Here is a 15,884-nt window from a genome sequence, read left to right as displayed (position 1 = left end):
GCCGTGGTCGCCACCTGCGGAAATGCATCACGACGGTGCGCCGGCGACCTGTCACCAGCGGAAGGCGAAACGATGTCCACGTACCCGATGACATATTCGAGGCCGCTGAACCACCCGGCCGCCGTCATGCGGCGACGCTCGACCGTCCCGGAGGTCGCCCGATGACCGGTCGGTACGTACGGGGGCTGCGTGAGGTCGACCCGACGCAGCGGAACCTGGTCGGCGGCAAGGGCGCCCACCTCGGTGGACTCACCCGGCTCGACGGGGTCCGGGTGCCGGCGGGCTTCTGCGTGACGACGGACGCCTTCCGGCGGGTCACCGCGCTGGCGTCGGGACTCGACGGGCAACTCGATCGACTGGCCCGGCTGGCACCCACCGAACGGGCGGCGATCGGCACCCTCAGCGCGCAGATCCGCCGCACCATCGAGAACGTCACCGTCCCCGACGACGTCGCGACGGAGATCACCCGTGCCCTCGATGCGCTCGGTGGGCACGGCGGGTACGCCGTCCGGTCCAGCGCGACGGCGGAGGACCTGCCGACCGCCTCCTTCGCGGGGCAGCAGGACAGCTTCCTCAACGTGGTCGGCCCGACGGCGGTCCTGCGGCAGATCAGTCGGTGCTGGGGCTCGCTGTTCACCGCGCGGGCCGTCACCTACCGCCAGCGCAACGGCATCGACCACCGCCGGGTCGCGATGGCGGTGGTCGTCCAGCGGATGGTCCCCGCCGGGGCGGCGGGCGTCCTGTTCACCGCCGATCCCGTCACCGGCAACCGGCGGGTCTCCTTCGTGGAGGCCGGGTTCGGCCTCGGCGAGGCCCTGGTCTCCGGGCTGGTCGACGCGGACGTCTTCCGGGTCCGCGACGACCGTGTCGTCGCCCGGACGATCGCCGCCAAACGCCACGCCGTGCGGACCACGCCGACCGGCGGGACCCGGGTGGTGGCGGTCGACCCGCAGCGGCAGGACCAGCCGGCGCTGACCGACCCGCAGGTCGTCCGGCTGGTGCGGCTGGGTCGGCGGATCGAGGCGCACTTCGGTCAGCCGCAGGACATCGAGTGGTGCCTGGTCGACGACGACTTCCAGATCGTCCAGACCCGACCGGTCACCACGCTGTTCCCCGTCCCGGTGGCCGACGACACCGACAACCACGTCTACGTGTCCGTGGGCCACCAGCAGATGATGACCGACCCGATGAAGCCCCTCGGGTTCTCGATGTACCAGCTGATCGCCGCCCGGCCCATGTACGAGGCCGCCGGCCGGTTGTTCGCCGACGTGACGCCCGAGCTGGCGTCGCCGACCGGCCGCGCCGGCCTGCTGGCGGCCCTGGGCAGGTCCGACCCGCTGATCGGGGACGCGTTGCGCACCGTCGTGGAGCGCGGTGACTTCGTCCGGGAGGTGCCGGACGAGAAGCCCGCCGGGCCGCCACCCGGGCCGGCGGCACCGCCCGTCGAGACCGATCCCGCGCTGGTCACCGAGCTGATCACCCGGATCGACGACGCCAACGCCGCCCTGCTCCGCGAGATCCGGACGAAGTCCGGGCCGGCGCTGCTCGACTTCATCCGGACCGACTTCCCCCGGCTGACCCGGATGATGATCGATCCGAGGAGCATCCCGGTCATCATGGCCGGGATGGAGGCGGTCTGGTGGCTCAACGAACACCTCCAGGAGTGGCTCGGTGAGCGCAACGCCGCCGACCCGCTCACCCAGTCCGTCCCGCACAACGTCACCTCGGAGATGGGGCTGGCCCTGCTGGACGTCGCCGACGCGATCCGGCCGTACCCGGAGGTCGTGGCCTTCCTGAGCCGGGTGGCGGACGACGGCGGGCCCGGCCGGGAGTGCGACGCCCCCGGCGGGCCGGACGACCTGCTGGCCGGGCTGGACCAGCTCGCCGGTGGCCGGGAGGCCCGGGTGGCCATCGGGTCCTGGCTCGACCGGTACGGCATGCGCGGGGTCGGCGAGATCGACATCACCCGGCCCCGCTGGCGGGAACGTCCCGCCATGCTGGTGCCGCTGATCCTGGGCAACATCAGGAACTTCGCACCGGGGGCCGGCGGGCGGCACTTCGAGCAGGGCCTGCGCACGGCGCGGGACAAGGAGCGGGAGGTGCTGGAGCGGCTGCGGGCCCTGCCCGACGGCGGCGCGGACAAGGCCGAGCGGACCAAACGGATGATCGACCGGGCCCGGACGTTCGTCGGCTACCGGGAGTACCCGAAGTACGGCATGGTCACCCGCACCTTCGCGTACAAGCAGGCGTTGCTGGCCGAGGCCGACCGCCTGGTGGCCGACGGTGTGCTGCGGGACCGGGAGGACATCTGGTACCTCACGTTCCCCGAACTCGACGAGGTCGTCCGTACCCGCCGGGTCGACGACGGGCTCATCCGCCGACGGGCGGCGGAACACCTGTCGTACCGGGCGCTCATCCCGCCCCGGGTGCTCACCTCGGAGGGCGAGATCGTCGCCGGGACGTACCAGCGGGACGACGTGCCGGTCGGCGCGCTGGTCGGCCTGGCGGTCTCCGCCGGGACCGTCGAGGGTCGGGCGCGCGTGGTGCGGGACGTGGCACGGGCCGATCTCGAACCGGGGGACATCCTCGTCACGCCGTACACCGATCCCAGTTGGACGCCGCTGTTCGTCACCGTCGCCGGGCTGGTTACCGAGGTCGGTGGCCTGATGACCCACGGCGCGGTGATCGCCCGGGAGTACGGCCTGCCGGCCGTCGTCGGGGTGGTGGACGCCACCCGGCTGATCCCGGACGGGCAGCGGATCCGCGTGCACGGCACCGACGGGTACGTCGAACTCCTCCCGTGAGCGGCCGCCGGTCGGGTGCCCGGGTCACGGGGCCGGGCACCCGACCAGCGCGGCGCGGATGGGGATGACGGACGCTCACCGGTGCCGTCAGCCGACCCGGATCGCACCCGCCGGGCAGAGGTCGACGGCCCGTTGGACGCGGTCGCGCGACGCGGCCCCCGGGGCGGGGTCGCGTAGCAGCACCAGGCCGTCGGTGTCGTCCTGGTCGAAGACCTCCGGGGCGGTCAGGACGCAGTTGCCCGCCCCGCAGCACCGCTCCCGGTCGACGGCCACCCGGGGTGTCGCCTCCCCGCCCAGCTGTCGTGGTGCGGGCGTCACCAGGTCACCGGGAGAGCGTCCAGGCCGAACACGACCGAGTTGTCCCGGGTGGTCAACTCCTGTGGGTCCGCCGCCACCCTCAGGTCGGGGAAGCGGCGTGCCAACTCCACCAGCGCGACGCGCAGTTCGGCTCGGGCGAGGGGCTGACCGATGCACTGGTGCATCCCGAACCCGAAGGCCAGGTGCTGGTGGGCCTGCCGGTACGGGTCGAACCCGTCGGGGTCGTCGAAGACCTCCGGGTCCCGGTTGGCCAGGGAGAGCAGGGCGATGACGCCCTCGCCGGCCCGGATCAGCCGGTCGCCGATCTCGACGTCCTCGGTGGCCACCCGGAACAGCCCGGTCCGGACGATGCTGAGGTAGCGCAGCAGCTCGTCCACCATGCTCGGGGCGAGGTCGGGGCGGTCGCGCAGGAGCGCGTACCGCCCGGGGTGGCGGGTCAGCAGCAGGACGCTCAGGCCGAGCATGTTGGCGGTGGTCTCGTGGCCGGCGATGAGCAGCAGCAGGGCCATCCCGCCGAGTTCGTCGACGCCGAGTTCACCCGGCTCGACGCGTTCCCGGATCAGCCGGCTGAGCAGGTCGTCGGCGTCGTCGGGCCGGGCCCGCTTGGCGTCGATCAGCGACCGGAGGTATTCCCGCAGCTCCTGGGCGGCGTGCTGGAGCTGGTCCATCGGCACCTGGCGGTTGAGCAGCAGCCGGCTGCGGGACTGGAAGAAGTCGTGGTCGGCGTAGGGGACGCCGAGCAGGTGACAGATCACCTTGGACGGCAGCGGCAGGGCGAACGTCGACACGAAGTCGGCCGGTGGGCCGGCGGCGGCCAGGTCGGCCAGGGCCTCGGAGACGGTCTGGTGGATCAGCGGTTCGATCCGGCGGACATTCCTGATCATGAACTCTGCGGTGAGCATCCGGCGCAGCCGCAGGTGCGCCTCGCCGTCCATCCGGATGAAGGCCCCCTGGGAATCCGCCGTCACCTCGGGAGGCAACGGGCGGAGCAGGGGAAAGCCGGGGCGTTGCAGATCGGAGCTGAATGCCGGGTGGCGCAGCAGCTGCCGCACCTCGGGATGCCGGGTGACCAGCCAGGCGGTGGCTCCGGTGGGCAGCTGCACCCGGGTCACCGCCTGATCGGCGAGGCGCAGCCTTTCGGCGTCGTCGAGCAGGGCGAACGGGCTGCTGGCCGGGTTGACCGGCGGCCAGTGGGGCAGGTCGGTCTGCGTGGTCTGTGTCATGTGGAACACTCCTGCCATGACGGTGAGTAGTCGCACCGATTCGTGACGTTACTCATCGGCGAAGGTCGACACAACCCTGCGCCGCGACCGCCGCCCGTTCCTCACCCCGCCCGTTTCCCGCGCCCGACGGCACGAGGAACCGGGGGGACCCCGGCCCCGACGGCGGGCGGCCCCACGGTCCGCGCCGGAGAATCGGCGCGGGACCGCAGGGCCGCAGGGGTGGCCGTCGGGTCGACGACCGGTGACTCAGGTCGCGCAGACGGCGTACGCGCGCACCTTCCAGTTGCCGCTGAAACCGTTCTCGTCCTCGGCGGCGCGGACGGTCGCCGTGGTCGACGAGGTGGGCCGCATCTCGGTCAGCCGCACCTGGCCCTCGCCGCCGACGATCTCGCCGCCGACCCCGTGCAGGCGCGTGCCGGCCGGGCAGGTGGCGGTGACCGCACGGCTGGCCGTGGAGTTGTCGGCGCTGTCCACGATCACCCGCTGCTCACCGGGGAGCGGGTTGACGCAGATCACCGACGCGTCCACCGACCAGTTGCCCGCGAAGGCGTTGCCGGCCTCGACCCCCGCCACCGTCACGCTGCTCTGGTTGATCCGCAGGTCCTCCAGGAGCACGTCACTCGCCCCCGAGCCGAGGGCCAGGGCCGCACCACCGCCGCCGATGGCCCGCTTGCCCACCGGGCAGAACAACTCCAGGAACTTCGGGTTGACCGAGTTGGACGCGGAGTGGCCGGTCACCACCTCCAACCCCGACGGCGCCGGCGCGCAGATCGCACTCGCGGTGACCGACCAGTTCCCGGCGACACCGTTCGGGTCCTCCCGGCCGGTCACCGAGTAGAGCCCGGAATTGGCCAACGGCTGCATGATGTCCATGCCCACCTGGCCGAGACCCGACCCGGTGATCGCGCCACCCCCACCGATGACCGCGGTGCCGGTCGGGCAGACCGCGCTCTGCGACTTGGCGACGCTGTTGCTCGGCCCGACCGTCGTGCGGATCAGCAGGCCGGGCACCGCCGCCACCGGCCCGCTGAGCGCGACCTGACCGAGCACCACCGCGCTCAGCAGGGCACCACCCAGGGCGACCGTCCGCCGCGTCCACTCTTGGCTGCGCATGATGTTCTCTCCTCGTGTCGTGCGGTCCCGGAACCGGTCGGCCCCGGGCGGAGTTCGGATGGGGAAACGGACCGTCAGGGGGTGACCCGCCGGATCCGGACCGGCACGGAGTCCGTGCCGACCAGACCCGACGCGTCGAAGACCTCCAGCCACACCGACCAGGTGGTGGTGTCCGTCCCGCTGGTCAGCTGGGCCAGCGCCGCCGTGAAGGAAGCACAGTTCTTCGGCGTGCCCTTGTCGTCGGCCGGTTCGCCGGTGGGCACCCCGCCGCCCTGGCACAGCACCTGCTTGACGCCGCCGTCGCCGTACGCCGTCCACCGGAACCGGGTCCCGGCGACCACGCCGTCCTCGACGTCGAACCCGGTCCCGACGAACGCGACCGACTTCGGCCCGGACTCGATCGTGGTCAGCTCCAGGGCCGGCGTCGGCAGGGTGATCGTGGCGACCGGCCGGGACTGCCCGGCCGGTGCCGAGGTGACCGCGAAGGCCCGCTGCACGCTCGCCCCACCCGCCGCGAACGTCACGGTGTACGCCCCCGGCGTGACCGCGTTCGCCGGCAGCAGGGCCTGGTGACCGGCCTTCTCCAGGACCACCGTGTTGCCGCGCCGGACCGTCCAGGACACCTCCGCGTCGGGGAGCTGCCCGAAGAGGTCCGGATCGTTCGAGGTGCCGAGCAGTCCGACCGACTGCCCCGCCGTGAGGGTCAGCCCCGCCGGCGGCGAGATGATCCCCACCGTCGTCGGGCTGTCCACCACCGTGACGGTCACCGACGCCGAGCCGGTACGCCCCAGACTGTCGGTGGCGCTGGCGGTGATGACGTGGCTGCCGGCCGACAGCGACGGCACGAACGTCTGCGACCCGGTGGCCAGCTCACCGTCGAGGCTGCTGGTCCAGGTGAGCGGGATCTCCTTGCCCAGGAAGTCGGTGGCGGTGCCCCACAGGTCCACCGACTGGTTCACCGCGACCTTCTGCTTGGTCTTCGGGGTGCTGATGGTCACCGTGGGCTTGCCGACGGTCACGCCCAGCGCCTCGGCGACGGCGGCCAGCGCGTCGACCCGGCGCTGGCTGCCGGTCACCTTGTCGCCCAGCCCGCCGACGTGGGCGGTGTCGTTGAGGATCTCGCGGACCTGCTCGGAGGTGAGCGTCGGGTCGGCGGCCATCACCAGGGCGGCGACCCCGCCCACGAACGGCGAGGCGACACTGGTGCCGCAGGTGCTCTTCGTGGTGTTGACCGCGGGCGTACCCGGATCGGTCAGGCCCGCCACACACATCGGACCGTAGATCTCCACCGACGTGGTGAGGTCCTTGGTGCCCCAGTTCGACCCGCCGGACACCGTCGCGTTCGTGTTCATCCCGCCCACGCACATGACGTGCGTGCTCTCGCAGGGCACCCAGAGGGTGTCGCCGTCGACGTTCGTGCCGTTGTTGCCGGCGGCGGCGACGATCAGCGCCCCGGTGTCCCGGACGTGCTTCATCCGCCGGTCGGTCCAGGTGCGCGCGTGGCTGACGCCGAGGTTCACGTCCCGGGTGAAGCTGAGGTTGACCACGTCCGGGTGGGTCGACTCGGCGGCCTTCTCCAGCCGGCGCAGGACCGTCCAGTAGTCGATGCCGTTGCGGACGGCGACCAGTTCCTGCACCACCGGCCCGGCCGGACCGGCGGTGCCGTAGTCGTTGTCGACCCGGCCCATCCCGGCGAGGACCACGCTGGAGGCGTGCCACGGGCAGGGCGTGCCGCCGGTGCAGTCGTTGGTGTTGCTCTCGCCCCATTCCGCCTTGTGCAGCGAGACCTTGCTGGGGAAGTCGGAGTTGAACTGGAAGCCGCCGTCCTGCACCAGGTACTTCACCTGCTTGTTCAGCCGGCCCTTGCTCTCCAGCAGCTGCCAGGCCGGCGCCACCCCGATGTCCATCGCGCCACCGGCCCGCATGAACGTCCAGTCGAAGACGTTCTTGCCGATGTCCGGGGCCTCGAACACCTGGCCGTCGGTGATGCCGGACGGCTCCACCAGCCAGTCGAGGACCAGCTCGGTGCCCGTACGCCACTCGGCGGCGGCCAGCGCGAGCAGCCGCAACGCGCGCTCGTCGCCGACCCGGTACCCGCCGGACTGGCGTGGCTCGGCGGCGAGCAGGTCGGCGACCAGCCCCGCCGGGTCGGCCCGGTTGGCGTCCACCCGGACCAGGTGGTCCTGCCCCTGCTCGTCGGGGGCGAACGAGTCGAGCACCTGACCACCCCAGCGGGCCAGGAAGGCGTCCAGTTCGGACTGGCCGGCGACCCGCACCATCACCTCGTCGAGCACCAGGCCGGCGGGCTTCCCGTCCGGCCCGGCCACCACACCGACCTCCCGGTCGGTGCCGACCCGACCGACGGTGTCGAGTGACAGCCGGGGCGCGGTCAGGCCCGGGTCGACCCGGAAGGCCAGCGGCTCGACACCGGCGGCCCCGGGCACCCCGGTCGGGCCACCCGGGACGGTGGCGGCGGTGGCGTCCACCGAGGTGGTCGCGACGAGTCCGGCCGCGAGCGTCGCGACCACTACGGTGGCCAGGTACCGGCGTCGACCGGTGCCCGGTCGGCGGGTCGAGGAACGTGTCGTTGTCATGGGTGTCTCCCGGTGTCGGCGCTGCGATGACACCCGTGGGAGTGCCGGGGGGTCGGCATGCCAACAGAAAGTTCCCGGGAAATTTTTTCTTCGCTCTACTGGACCGGTGGACGAGTGGTGGGGGCACGGATGGATGTGACGGCGCTGGACGACCGGGCGCTGGTCGAGGCACTGCGACGGGGTGACCGGGTCGGCCTGGAGGGCATCTACCGGCGGTACGCCGACCGGCTCTACACGTACGCCCGGGTGATGCTGCGCGAGCCGGAGGCCGCCGCGGACGCCGTCCACGACGCGTTCCTCCTCGCCGGTCAGCGCATCGACCAGCTGCGTGACCCGGACCGGCTGCGGTCCTGGCTGTACGCGATCGTGCGGACCGAATGCCTGCGGCAGTTGCGGGAGCGGTCCCGCTCCGCGCCGCTGGCAGAGGCGACCGAGCCGGTCGCCGACACCGCCGATCCGGCCGCCGCCGTCAACGCCGACCAGGTACGCGACCTGGTGCACCTGGCGGTCGCCGCGCTCAACCCCGGTGACCGTGAGGTGGTGCACCTGGCGATCCGTCACGACCTGTCCTCCGCCGACATCGGCGCGGCGCTCGGGGTGCCCGCCAACCATGCGCACGCCCGGTTGTCCCGGGCCCGGTCCCAGCTCGAACGGGCTCTGGGTGCGCTGCTCGTCGCCCGGGGCGGGGCGCGGGACTGCCCGGCCCTGGCCGACGTGCTCGACGACTGGCAGGGCCGGCTCACCCCGACCCTGCGCAAGCGGGTCGCCCGGCACATCGACGACTGCGCCCGGTGCGGGCTGCTCCGGCGCGAGCAGTGCAATCCGGCGGCGCTGCTGACCGCGTACACGGCACCGGGGTTCCTGGTGGTCGCCGACTCGGTCTGGCCGCGACTCGCCGACGTGGATCCCGCCACCGGCCAGGTCGCCGGCCCCGACCCCGACCCTGCCGGCGGCGACCCTGCCGACGGGGGCTCCGCCGATGCGGGTCCGACCGATGGGGGTGCCGTCGACGCCGCCGCCCCGGGAGAGGTCCCCGACCCGGCCGGTCCGGTCGGGGCGTCCGACGGCCGGACCGAGACGCCTCCGTCGTCCGAGACCGCTGCGTCGCCGGGGGACTCCGTCGTCGCGGGGGACGCCCCGGATGTCGTCGCTGGCGGACGGGTCGTCCACGCGGTGCCGGTCGCCGCGCCCGTGGCGGTGGTGACCTCGGATGGCGCGGCGGCTGCGGGCACCGCCGCCGGCCCGCAGCGGCCGGTCGCGGTCACCGCCGGCCCGCCGGCCCGCCGGCGCAACCGGCGGCGGCTCGCCGGTCTGCTGCTGTTGTTGCTGCTCCTCGGGGCCGGGACCTGGGCGTTGTCACCCGGCGGGCCGGCCGCCGAGCAGGCGGCGGTGACCTCCGGCGAGCTGTCCGGTGGCACGTCGTCGACCGCCCCGACGGGCGGCGGTTCCCCGCAGCGGGGTGCGTCGCCGTCGGGTCCGGTCGGTGCCGGTGTGCCGGCCACGGCGGTCCCGCCGCCGGTCGTCGCTTCGCCGTCGGCCGGAGCCGGGCAGCCGACCGCCGTCGTGCCGCCTGCGGGTATGCCGCCGGTCCCCGCCCCGACCGGAAAACCGGCCGTGCCCCACCCGCCGGCCGCGCTGCCGCTGGCCGTGCCCTTCACGGTGACGGCGAACGCGCACGTGCGCTGCGGCGCGGCCACCTGGAGCCTGGTCGTCCGGGCCACCGGCAGTGCCACGCTCGGGACGGCCCGGGTGCGGTGGACACCTGCGGGCGGCCGGGCGGCGGGCCGGGCGATGACCGTGGACGGGCCGTCCGCCCAGGTGACGGTGGGTGGGCTCGGTGCCTCGGCGGTGACCTGGTCGGTGCGGGTGACCGGCACCGACGGCCGTACGGCGGACAGCCCGTCGACCACGACCGCCGACCCGTGCGTCCGGCCCGGTTAGTCGGCCTGCCGTGACCCCTCGCCGGGGTCGGGTGCGCGGACCCCGGCGAGCAGCACGGTCAGGTACAGCTCGTCGCGGTGCCGGGGCGTGCCGGCGATCCGGGCGGCGAACGCGGTACCGCAGACCAGGTGTTGCAGATCGTCCAGCGTGAGGCCGGGGCGCAGCCGGCCGGCCCGGGTCGCCTGCTCCAGCACGGTCGCGGCCAGGTCGCCCAACTCCGCGCGACCGGCTGTGGTCTGCGTGGTGGCGTCCTGTTCAGCGGGGGTCGCGAGCACCTCGGCGAGGGCCGGATCGTCAAGTTGACTGCGCAGGAAGGCCCGTAGCAGCAGCTCCACGCCGACCCACGGGTCGTCCTCGCGGGTTGCCGCCCGTGCCTGGTCGAGCAGCGCGGCGAAGGCGTCGGCGGCGAGCGCCTCCAGCAGCGCCCGTCGGGTCGGGAAGTGCCGGTAGACCGTGCCGACGCCGACTGCGGCCCGCCGGGCGATCTCGTTGAGCGGCAACGACAGGTCACCTTCCGCCACCACGGCACGGGCGGTGGTGAGCACCCGTTCCCGGTTGCGGGCGGCGTCCGCACGCAGTGTCGTCGTCACCGCGCCAGCCTAACCCGACGGATGGACCATCCGATCGGATTGACAATCCGTTTACCTCCGGGTTCAATCGGATAGGTAATCCACTTCATTCCTCCACCGGAAGGCACCCCATGGACAGCGCACCCGGTTGGACCGTCGCCGATCTCACCGACCAGTCCGGCCGGACGTTCGTGGTCACCGGCGCCAGCAGCGGGCTCGGCGTGGCGATCACCCGCCACCTGGCCGCCCGCGGGGGCCGGGTGGTGATGGCCGTCCGGGAAACCGCCAAGGGTGCCCGGGTCCGGGCCGGGATCCTGCGCGACCACCCCCGGGCCGATCTCGTCGTGCGTCGACTGGACCTGCTCGACCTGGACTCGGTCCGCGCCTTCACCGAGGACCTCGGGAGTGCGGTCGACGTGGTGGACGCGCTGGTCAACAACGCCGGCATCGGCACCGTTCCCCGACGGCTGAGCCCACAGGGGGTGGAGAGCCAGTTCGCCACCAACCACCTCGGCCACTTCGCCCTCACCGGGCGGCTGCTGCCCGTGTTGACCGCCGGCCGGACGCCGGTCGTGGTCACCGTCTCCTCGGGTCTCTACCGGCTCGGTCGACTCGACCTGACCGACCTGGCCGCCGAGCGCCGCTACTCCCCCGGCGGGGCGTACGCCACATCGAAGCTGGCCAACGTGCTGTTCGGGCTGGAACTCGACCGACGGCTGCGGACCGCCGGCTCACCGGTGCGCAGTCTGCTCACCCACCCCGGGATGACCAGGACCGACCTCTCCCGGGACCTGCCCTCCCTCGCCCGGCGGGTCGAGACCGTCGTCATGGGGCCGCTGCGCCGCCCTCTCGACGAGGCTGCGGCACCGATGCTCTTCGCGGCCACCGTGCCGACCGCGCCCACCGGCCGGCACATCGGCCCCGGCCGGCTGTTCCGCCGCGCGGAGCCCACCTTCGCGCCGCTGCGCGGTACCGCCACCGACCGGCAGCTCGCGGCCGACCTCTGGGCCCGCTCCGAAGAGCTCACCGGGGTACGCCCACTGCCGGCCCCGCTGCGCTGACGGGGGCACCCCGGGAAACCCGTAACCGATGGGTTACGCTTTCCGGGTGGACGAGGTGGCGGCGGCGATATCCGATCCGATCCGCCGCAGCATCCTTGAGCTGCTGCGCGACGGTGACCTCCCGGCCGGGGAGATCGCCGACCGGTTCCCGGTGAGCAGACCGGCCGTCAGCCGCCACCTGCGGGTGCTGCGGGACAGCGGCCTGGTCCACAGCGAGCTGGTGGGTCGGCAGCGGCGCTACCGGCTCGACACCGACCGGCTCACCGAGCTGGTCGACTGGCTCGCCCGGTTGCGTCATCCGCGCGGTTGGGCGCAGCACCTCGACGCGCTGGAGACAGAGGTCCACCGCACCCGCCGTGAGCGGCGCACCCGCGACACGGCACCCCGAGCAGTAGGAGAGACCGCATGACCGGCATCCCCACCGGCCAGTTGTTCCGCACCCTCACCGGCACCGACCTGGTGCTGGTGCGCACCTTCCGCGCCCCGATCGAGGACGTCTGGGCGAGCGTCACCGAACCCGACCGCACCGCCCGCTGGTTCGGGCGGTGGGAGGGCGACGCCGGCCCCGGCCGCACGATCCGGTTGCAGATGGCCTTCGAGGACGGCACCCCCTGGACGGCGCTGCGGATCGAGGCGTGCGAGGCGCCCCGGCACCTGGCCGTGTCGTCGGCCGACGAGTCGGGCGGCTGGCGGATCGAGCTGGCGCTCACCGAGACGGCCGGCACCACCGAACTGCGGTTCACCCACCACCTCGACAGCGAGGAGCACGTCGGCGAGATCGGCCCCGGCTGGGAGTTCTACCTCGATCTCCTGGTGGCCGCCGGCCCGGACGCCCCGGCGGACGCCCCGAAGGCCGACTTCGGTGACTACTACCCGGCGATGAAGCCCTACTTCGAGCAACTGCGCACCGGGGCCAGCTGACGACCCGGGCCGCGCCACCCGGCCCGGCCCGGGTCGACCACGGGCCGATCGGCTCACATCCGCTCGACGGTACGGATGCCGAGCAGGTAGAGCCCCTGCCGCAGGGTGCGGCCGGTCAGGTCGGTCAGCAGCAACCGGCTGGCCCGCAGGTCCCCGTCTGCCCGCAGCACCGGGCAGCGCTCGTAGAACGCGCTGAACCGGGTCGCCAACCGGTGCAGGTAGCCGGCGAGCTGGTGGAACTCCATCGTCCGGGCCACCTCGTGGACGACGGTGGCGAACCCGAGCAGCTCGAACGCCAGCGCCCGCTCGGCCGGCGCGGTGAGCACGACCCGGGCGTCCGGGTCGACAGCGGTGCCGGCCCGCCGCGACACAGACCTGGTCCGGGCGTACGCGTACTGCAGGTAGGGGGCGGTGTTGCCGTCGAGTGCCAGCATCCGCTCCCAGTCCAGCACGTAGTCGCGGGTGCGGTCGGTGACCAGGTCGGCGTACTTGACCGCGCCGATACCGACGGCCCGGCCGATCTCGGCCGCGTCCGCCTCGTCCAGCGCGGGGTTCTTGGTCCGGGCCAGCGCGGTCGCCCGGGTCACCGCCTCCGTCAGCAGGTCGACCAGCTTCACCGACTCCCCGGTCCGACTGCGCAGCATCCGCCCGTCCGGACCGAGGACCGAGCCGAAGCCGAGGTGCTCGGCGCGGGTTGGCGGGCGCAACCAGCCGGCCTGCCCGGCCACCGCGAACACCATCGCGAAGTGCTGCCGCTGCGGCAGGCCTACCACGTAGAGCAGCCGGGTCGCGCCCAGCTCGCCGGTACGCAGCCGCAGCGCGGCCAGGTCGGTCGCCGGATAGCCGTACCCGCCGTCGCCCTTGCGCACGATCAACGGCAGCGGTGCGCCGTCCCGCCCGGTGAACCCCGGTGGGAAGGCGCAGGTCGCCCCGGCGCTGTCGGTGAGCAGCCCGAGCCGGTCGAGGTCGCCCACCACCGCACCGAGCCGGTCGTCGTACGCGCTCTCGCCCCGGAAGTCGCCTTCGGTCAGGGTGACGTCGAGCAGTTGGTACACGGTCAGGAAGTACCGCTGGGACTGCTCGACCAGCAGCCGCCACAGCCGCCGCGTCTCCGGATCGCCACCCTGCAACGCGACCACCCGCTGCCGCGCCCGGTCCCGGAAGGCCGGGTCGGCGTCGAACTTCGACCGGGCCGCCCGGTAGAACCCGTCGAGGTCGCCGATGGACAGCTCCTGTGCCGCCTCCGCCTCACCGAGGTCCACCAGATGCGCGATCAGCATCCCGAACGGGGTGCCCCAGTCGCCGAGGTGGTTGACCCGCACGACCCGGTGCCCGAACCAGCCCAGCAGCCGGACCGCCGCGTCGCCGATGACCGTGGAGCGCAGGTGCCCGACGTGCATCTCCTTCGCCACGTTGGGCCCCGAGTAGTCGACCACGACGGTCTCCGGTGCGGCCGTCACCGGCACCCCGAGCCGGTCGTCGGCGGCCAGCGCGGCGACCATGCCGGCCAGCGCGCCGTCGTCGATCGTCAGGTTGACGAAGCCCGGACCGGAGACCTCCGCCGTCGCGCAGACGTCGTCGAGGACCGCACGGTCCAGCACCGCCTGGGCGATCTCGCGCGGCGGCCGGCCGAGCCGCCGGGCCAGCGCCAACGCCGCGTCGGACTGGAAGTCCGCGCGCGGCGAGCGCCGTACCACGGGGTCGACCGGGCCGCCGGCCACGGCGGTGAACGCCGGCGTCAGCCGGTCGGTGAGCAGCCTTTCAAGATCCATGGGTACGCCGATCTGCTCGGATCCGTCAACGCGGATCTCCGGGACGGGAGAGTCTGCGGACGGACCGAGGACAGCGGCGGTGACCGGCGGCTCGATCCGCCGGTCGCAGGGAATGGGTCAGCGCGGGCGGGCGACGGATCGCCGGCGTCGCTCCGCACCGACCTGGACGTCGTACGACGTTCCGGGGTGCCGGGCGGGCGCGCTGGTCATGCCGCAACGGTAGCGGGCCGACAGACGGCGGGTACACCCGGTTCTCGACTGCCCACCGGCGGCGACGCCAGCCCGTTTGGCCCGTTTGACCCGTTGGGCCTGGCCGGCCCCAGCGGGCGTGGCTGGCCCGGGCGGGCGTGGCTGGCCTGGTCGGCCCTGGCTGGCCCGGGCGGGCGTGGCTGGCCTGGTAAACGTGGCTGGCTTGGTTGGCCCTGGGAGACGTGGTTGGCCCGGCTGGCGTGGCCGGCGTGGGCGGCTTGGTCGGCACGGAGGGCTTGGTCGGCACGGCGGGCGTGGTTGGCTCGGCCGGCCCTGGTCGGCGCTGGCTGGCCCCGGCGGGCCTGGCTGGCCTGGTAGACGTGCCTGGCTCGGTCTGGCTCGGCCGATGGGCATGGCGGAAACGAAGCGACTGTCCGCGTCGGTGCCGACGGCGGACCTGGCGGGCACGCGGCTGTCGGGGGTGCGCATCCGTGCTCGCCCCCGGTGGGGACCGGGAGCACTGGAATACTCGTGTGACCATGGTGTTGTCGCGGGGTTGGTCGCTGTTCCTGATCGGGGTCGGGGTGTGGACCTGGGCGATCTGGCCGAGGTTCGGGCTGGCCATCTGGAACGACGCGCGGGCCTGGGCCGGTGGGACGGTCGGCGGGAGCGCACCGACCGGCTTCTTCTGGATCCACCTGCTCCTGATCGCCGCCGCACTGGTCATCGGGACCACGGTGGGGGTGCTCGGCATCCGGGGTTGGCGGGCAGCGCGCCGGGCTTCCCGGCGATGACCTGCGGATTTGACGATCAAACCCGAAACCGCGTAACTTTCTCTCTGTCAGCGCGGAACGGGCAAACGGGACGAAAGCCCCAGGAGTCAGGTTCCAGGTTTGGCACCGGGTCGTCGAGGGCATCAGTCCACTACGACACGGACCGGGTGGGGCTCACCGAAACGCCGCAGGGCGGATTTGGACGGGCGGAACCGACCGGGTAGTGTTGTCGATCGGCAGAGCACCGGGCGAGCCTACGGGAGACCGTAGCGGCCGGTTCTGTCAAATCCGATGATCAAGCACAGCGCTGGTCGCTGTGTGCGCTCAGCGGAGCAAGGCCGTACAAAGCGTGACACACCGGGATATACCGGTTGACACGGGGCGGACGGTGAGGTAACGTAGTAAAAGTGCCCAGCGCGGAAGCGCCGGAAACGGTGAACGAGATACCCCAGGTCGGGGGTCCTGTTGGTCGGGGCTTTCGGGTGGTGTGTGGTTGTTCTTTGAGAACTCAACAGGGTGCTTGATAAGCCAGTGCCAATTATGATTTATACCCCGCACTGGGCAGACCTTTCGGGTTTGTTTGGTGGGGATTCCTTTGGCAACATT

The 15,884-nt window shown here is 73.0% G+C and carries 12 protein-coding genes; 6 read left to right on the top strand and 6 right to left on the bottom strand.

What is annotated here, in order from left to right; genetic code table 11:
- Window positions 1-161 precede the first annotated feature (161 nt).
- A complete protein-coding gene (rph, locus tag JQN83_RS00060) occupies window positions 162-2,804 on the top strand; it encodes a rifamycin-inactivating phosphotransferase (RefSeq protein WP_208564957.1) in 2,643 nt (880 codons plus the stop codon).
- Between the two features lie 87 nt (window positions 2,805-2,891).
- On the opposite strand, the gene JQN83_RS00055 is transcribed toward rph, so the two are convergent.
- The 4 genes from JQN83_RS00055 to JQN83_RS00040 all read right to left on the bottom strand — a co-directional run bounded on the left by JQN83_RS00055 (window position 2,892) and on the right by JQN83_RS00040 (window position 8,052).
- On the bottom strand, window positions 2,892-3,122 hold the full coding sequence (locus tag JQN83_RS00055) for a ferredoxin (RefSeq protein ID WP_307798928.1): 231 nt from the start codon (window positions 3,120-3,122) through the stop codon (window positions 2,892-2,894).
- Window positions 3,119-4,345 (bottom strand): cytochrome P450, encoded by a 1,227-nt coding sequence (locus tag JQN83_RS00050; RefSeq protein ID WP_208564956.1) that lies wholly within the window; start codon window positions 4,343-4,345, stop codon window positions 3,119-3,121. Before JQN83_RS00050 ends, JQN83_RS00055 begins: the two co-directional genes overlap by 4 nt.
- A 246-nt stretch (window positions 4,346-4,591) precedes the next feature.
- Window positions 4,592-5,458 carry a hypothetical protein gene (locus JQN83_RS00045; protein ID WP_208564955.1) on the bottom strand — a complete coding sequence of 289 codons (867 nt, stop codon included), beginning with the start codon at window positions 5,456-5,458 and terminating at the stop codon, window positions 4,592-4,594.
- Window positions 5,459-5,532: 74 nt separating this feature from the next.
- Entirely contained in the window at window positions 5,533-8,052 is a 2,520-nt protein-coding gene (locus JQN83_RS00040; RefSeq protein WP_208564954.1) for a S8/S53 family peptidase, read from the bottom strand.
- A gap of 129 nt (window positions 8,053-8,181) precedes the next feature.
- On the opposite strand from JQN83_RS00040, the gene JQN83_RS00035 reads away from it, so the two are divergent.
- Window positions 8,182-9,993: a sigma-70 family RNA polymerase sigma factor gene (locus JQN83_RS00035; RefSeq protein WP_208564953.1), complete on the top strand. Its 1,812-nt coding sequence runs from the start codon at window positions 8,182-8,184 to the stop codon at window positions 9,991-9,993.
- Here the strand turns inward: JQN83_RS00035 and JQN83_RS00030 are convergent.
- The gene (locus tag JQN83_RS00030) at window positions 9,990-10,583 is read right to left on the bottom strand and encodes a TetR/AcrR family transcriptional regulator (protein WP_208564952.1); all 594 of its coding nucleotides are present in this window, start codon (window positions 10,581-10,583) and stop codon (window positions 9,990-9,992) included. The two genes, JQN83_RS00035 and JQN83_RS00030, sit on opposite strands and share 4 nt — an antisense overlap.
- Window positions 10,584-10,693: 110 nt before the next feature.
- Here JQN83_RS00030 and JQN83_RS00025 point away from each other — a divergent pair, with 110 nt between their 5' ends.
- From JQN83_RS00025 to JQN83_RS00015, 3 genes are read left to right on the top strand one after another with little or no spacing between them, the layout of a single operon-like run.
- Window positions 10,694-11,623: an oxidoreductase gene (locus tag JQN83_RS00025; RefSeq protein WP_208564951.1), complete on the top strand. Its 930-nt coding sequence runs from the start codon at window positions 10,694-10,696 to the stop codon at window positions 11,621-11,623.
- Window positions 11,624-11,669: 46 nt separating this feature from the next.
- Entirely contained in the window at window positions 11,670-12,032 is a 363-nt protein-coding gene (locus JQN83_RS00020; protein ID WP_208564950.1) for a metalloregulator ArsR/SmtB family transcription factor, read from the top strand.
- Window positions 12,029-12,544 carry an SRPBCC family protein gene (locus tag JQN83_RS00015; RefSeq protein ID WP_208564949.1) on the top strand — a complete coding sequence of 172 codons (516 nt, stop codon included), beginning with the start codon at window positions 12,029-12,031 and terminating at the stop codon, window positions 12,542-12,544. The genes JQN83_RS00020 and JQN83_RS00015 overlap by 4 nt, the downstream gene beginning before the upstream one ends.
- Before the next feature lie 53 nt (window positions 12,545-12,597).
- On the opposite strand, the gene argS is transcribed toward JQN83_RS00015, so the two are convergent.
- Complete coding sequence (gene argS, locus JQN83_RS00010) at window positions 12,598-14,316, bottom strand: arginine--tRNA ligase (protein ID WP_208564948.1); 1,719 nt, start codon at window positions 14,314-14,316, stop codon at window positions 12,598-12,600.
- Between the two features lie 728 nt (window positions 14,317-15,044).
- On the opposite strand from argS, the gene JQN83_RS00005 reads away from it, so the two are divergent.
- Entirely contained in the window at window positions 15,045-15,299 is a 255-nt protein-coding gene (locus tag JQN83_RS00005) for an SCO4848 family membrane protein (RefSeq protein WP_208565769.1), read from the top strand.
- Window positions 15,300-15,884: the final 585 nt, after the last annotated feature.

Origin of the sequence: Micromonospora antibiotica, assembly GCF_017599305.1 — a bacterium.
GTDB lineage: Bacteria > Actinomycetota > Actinomycetes > Mycobacteriales > Micromonosporaceae > Micromonospora > Micromonospora antibiotica.
The sequence above is the reverse complement of the archived record's forward strand: the minus strand, read 5'-3'. Positions and strand labels throughout refer to the sequence as shown.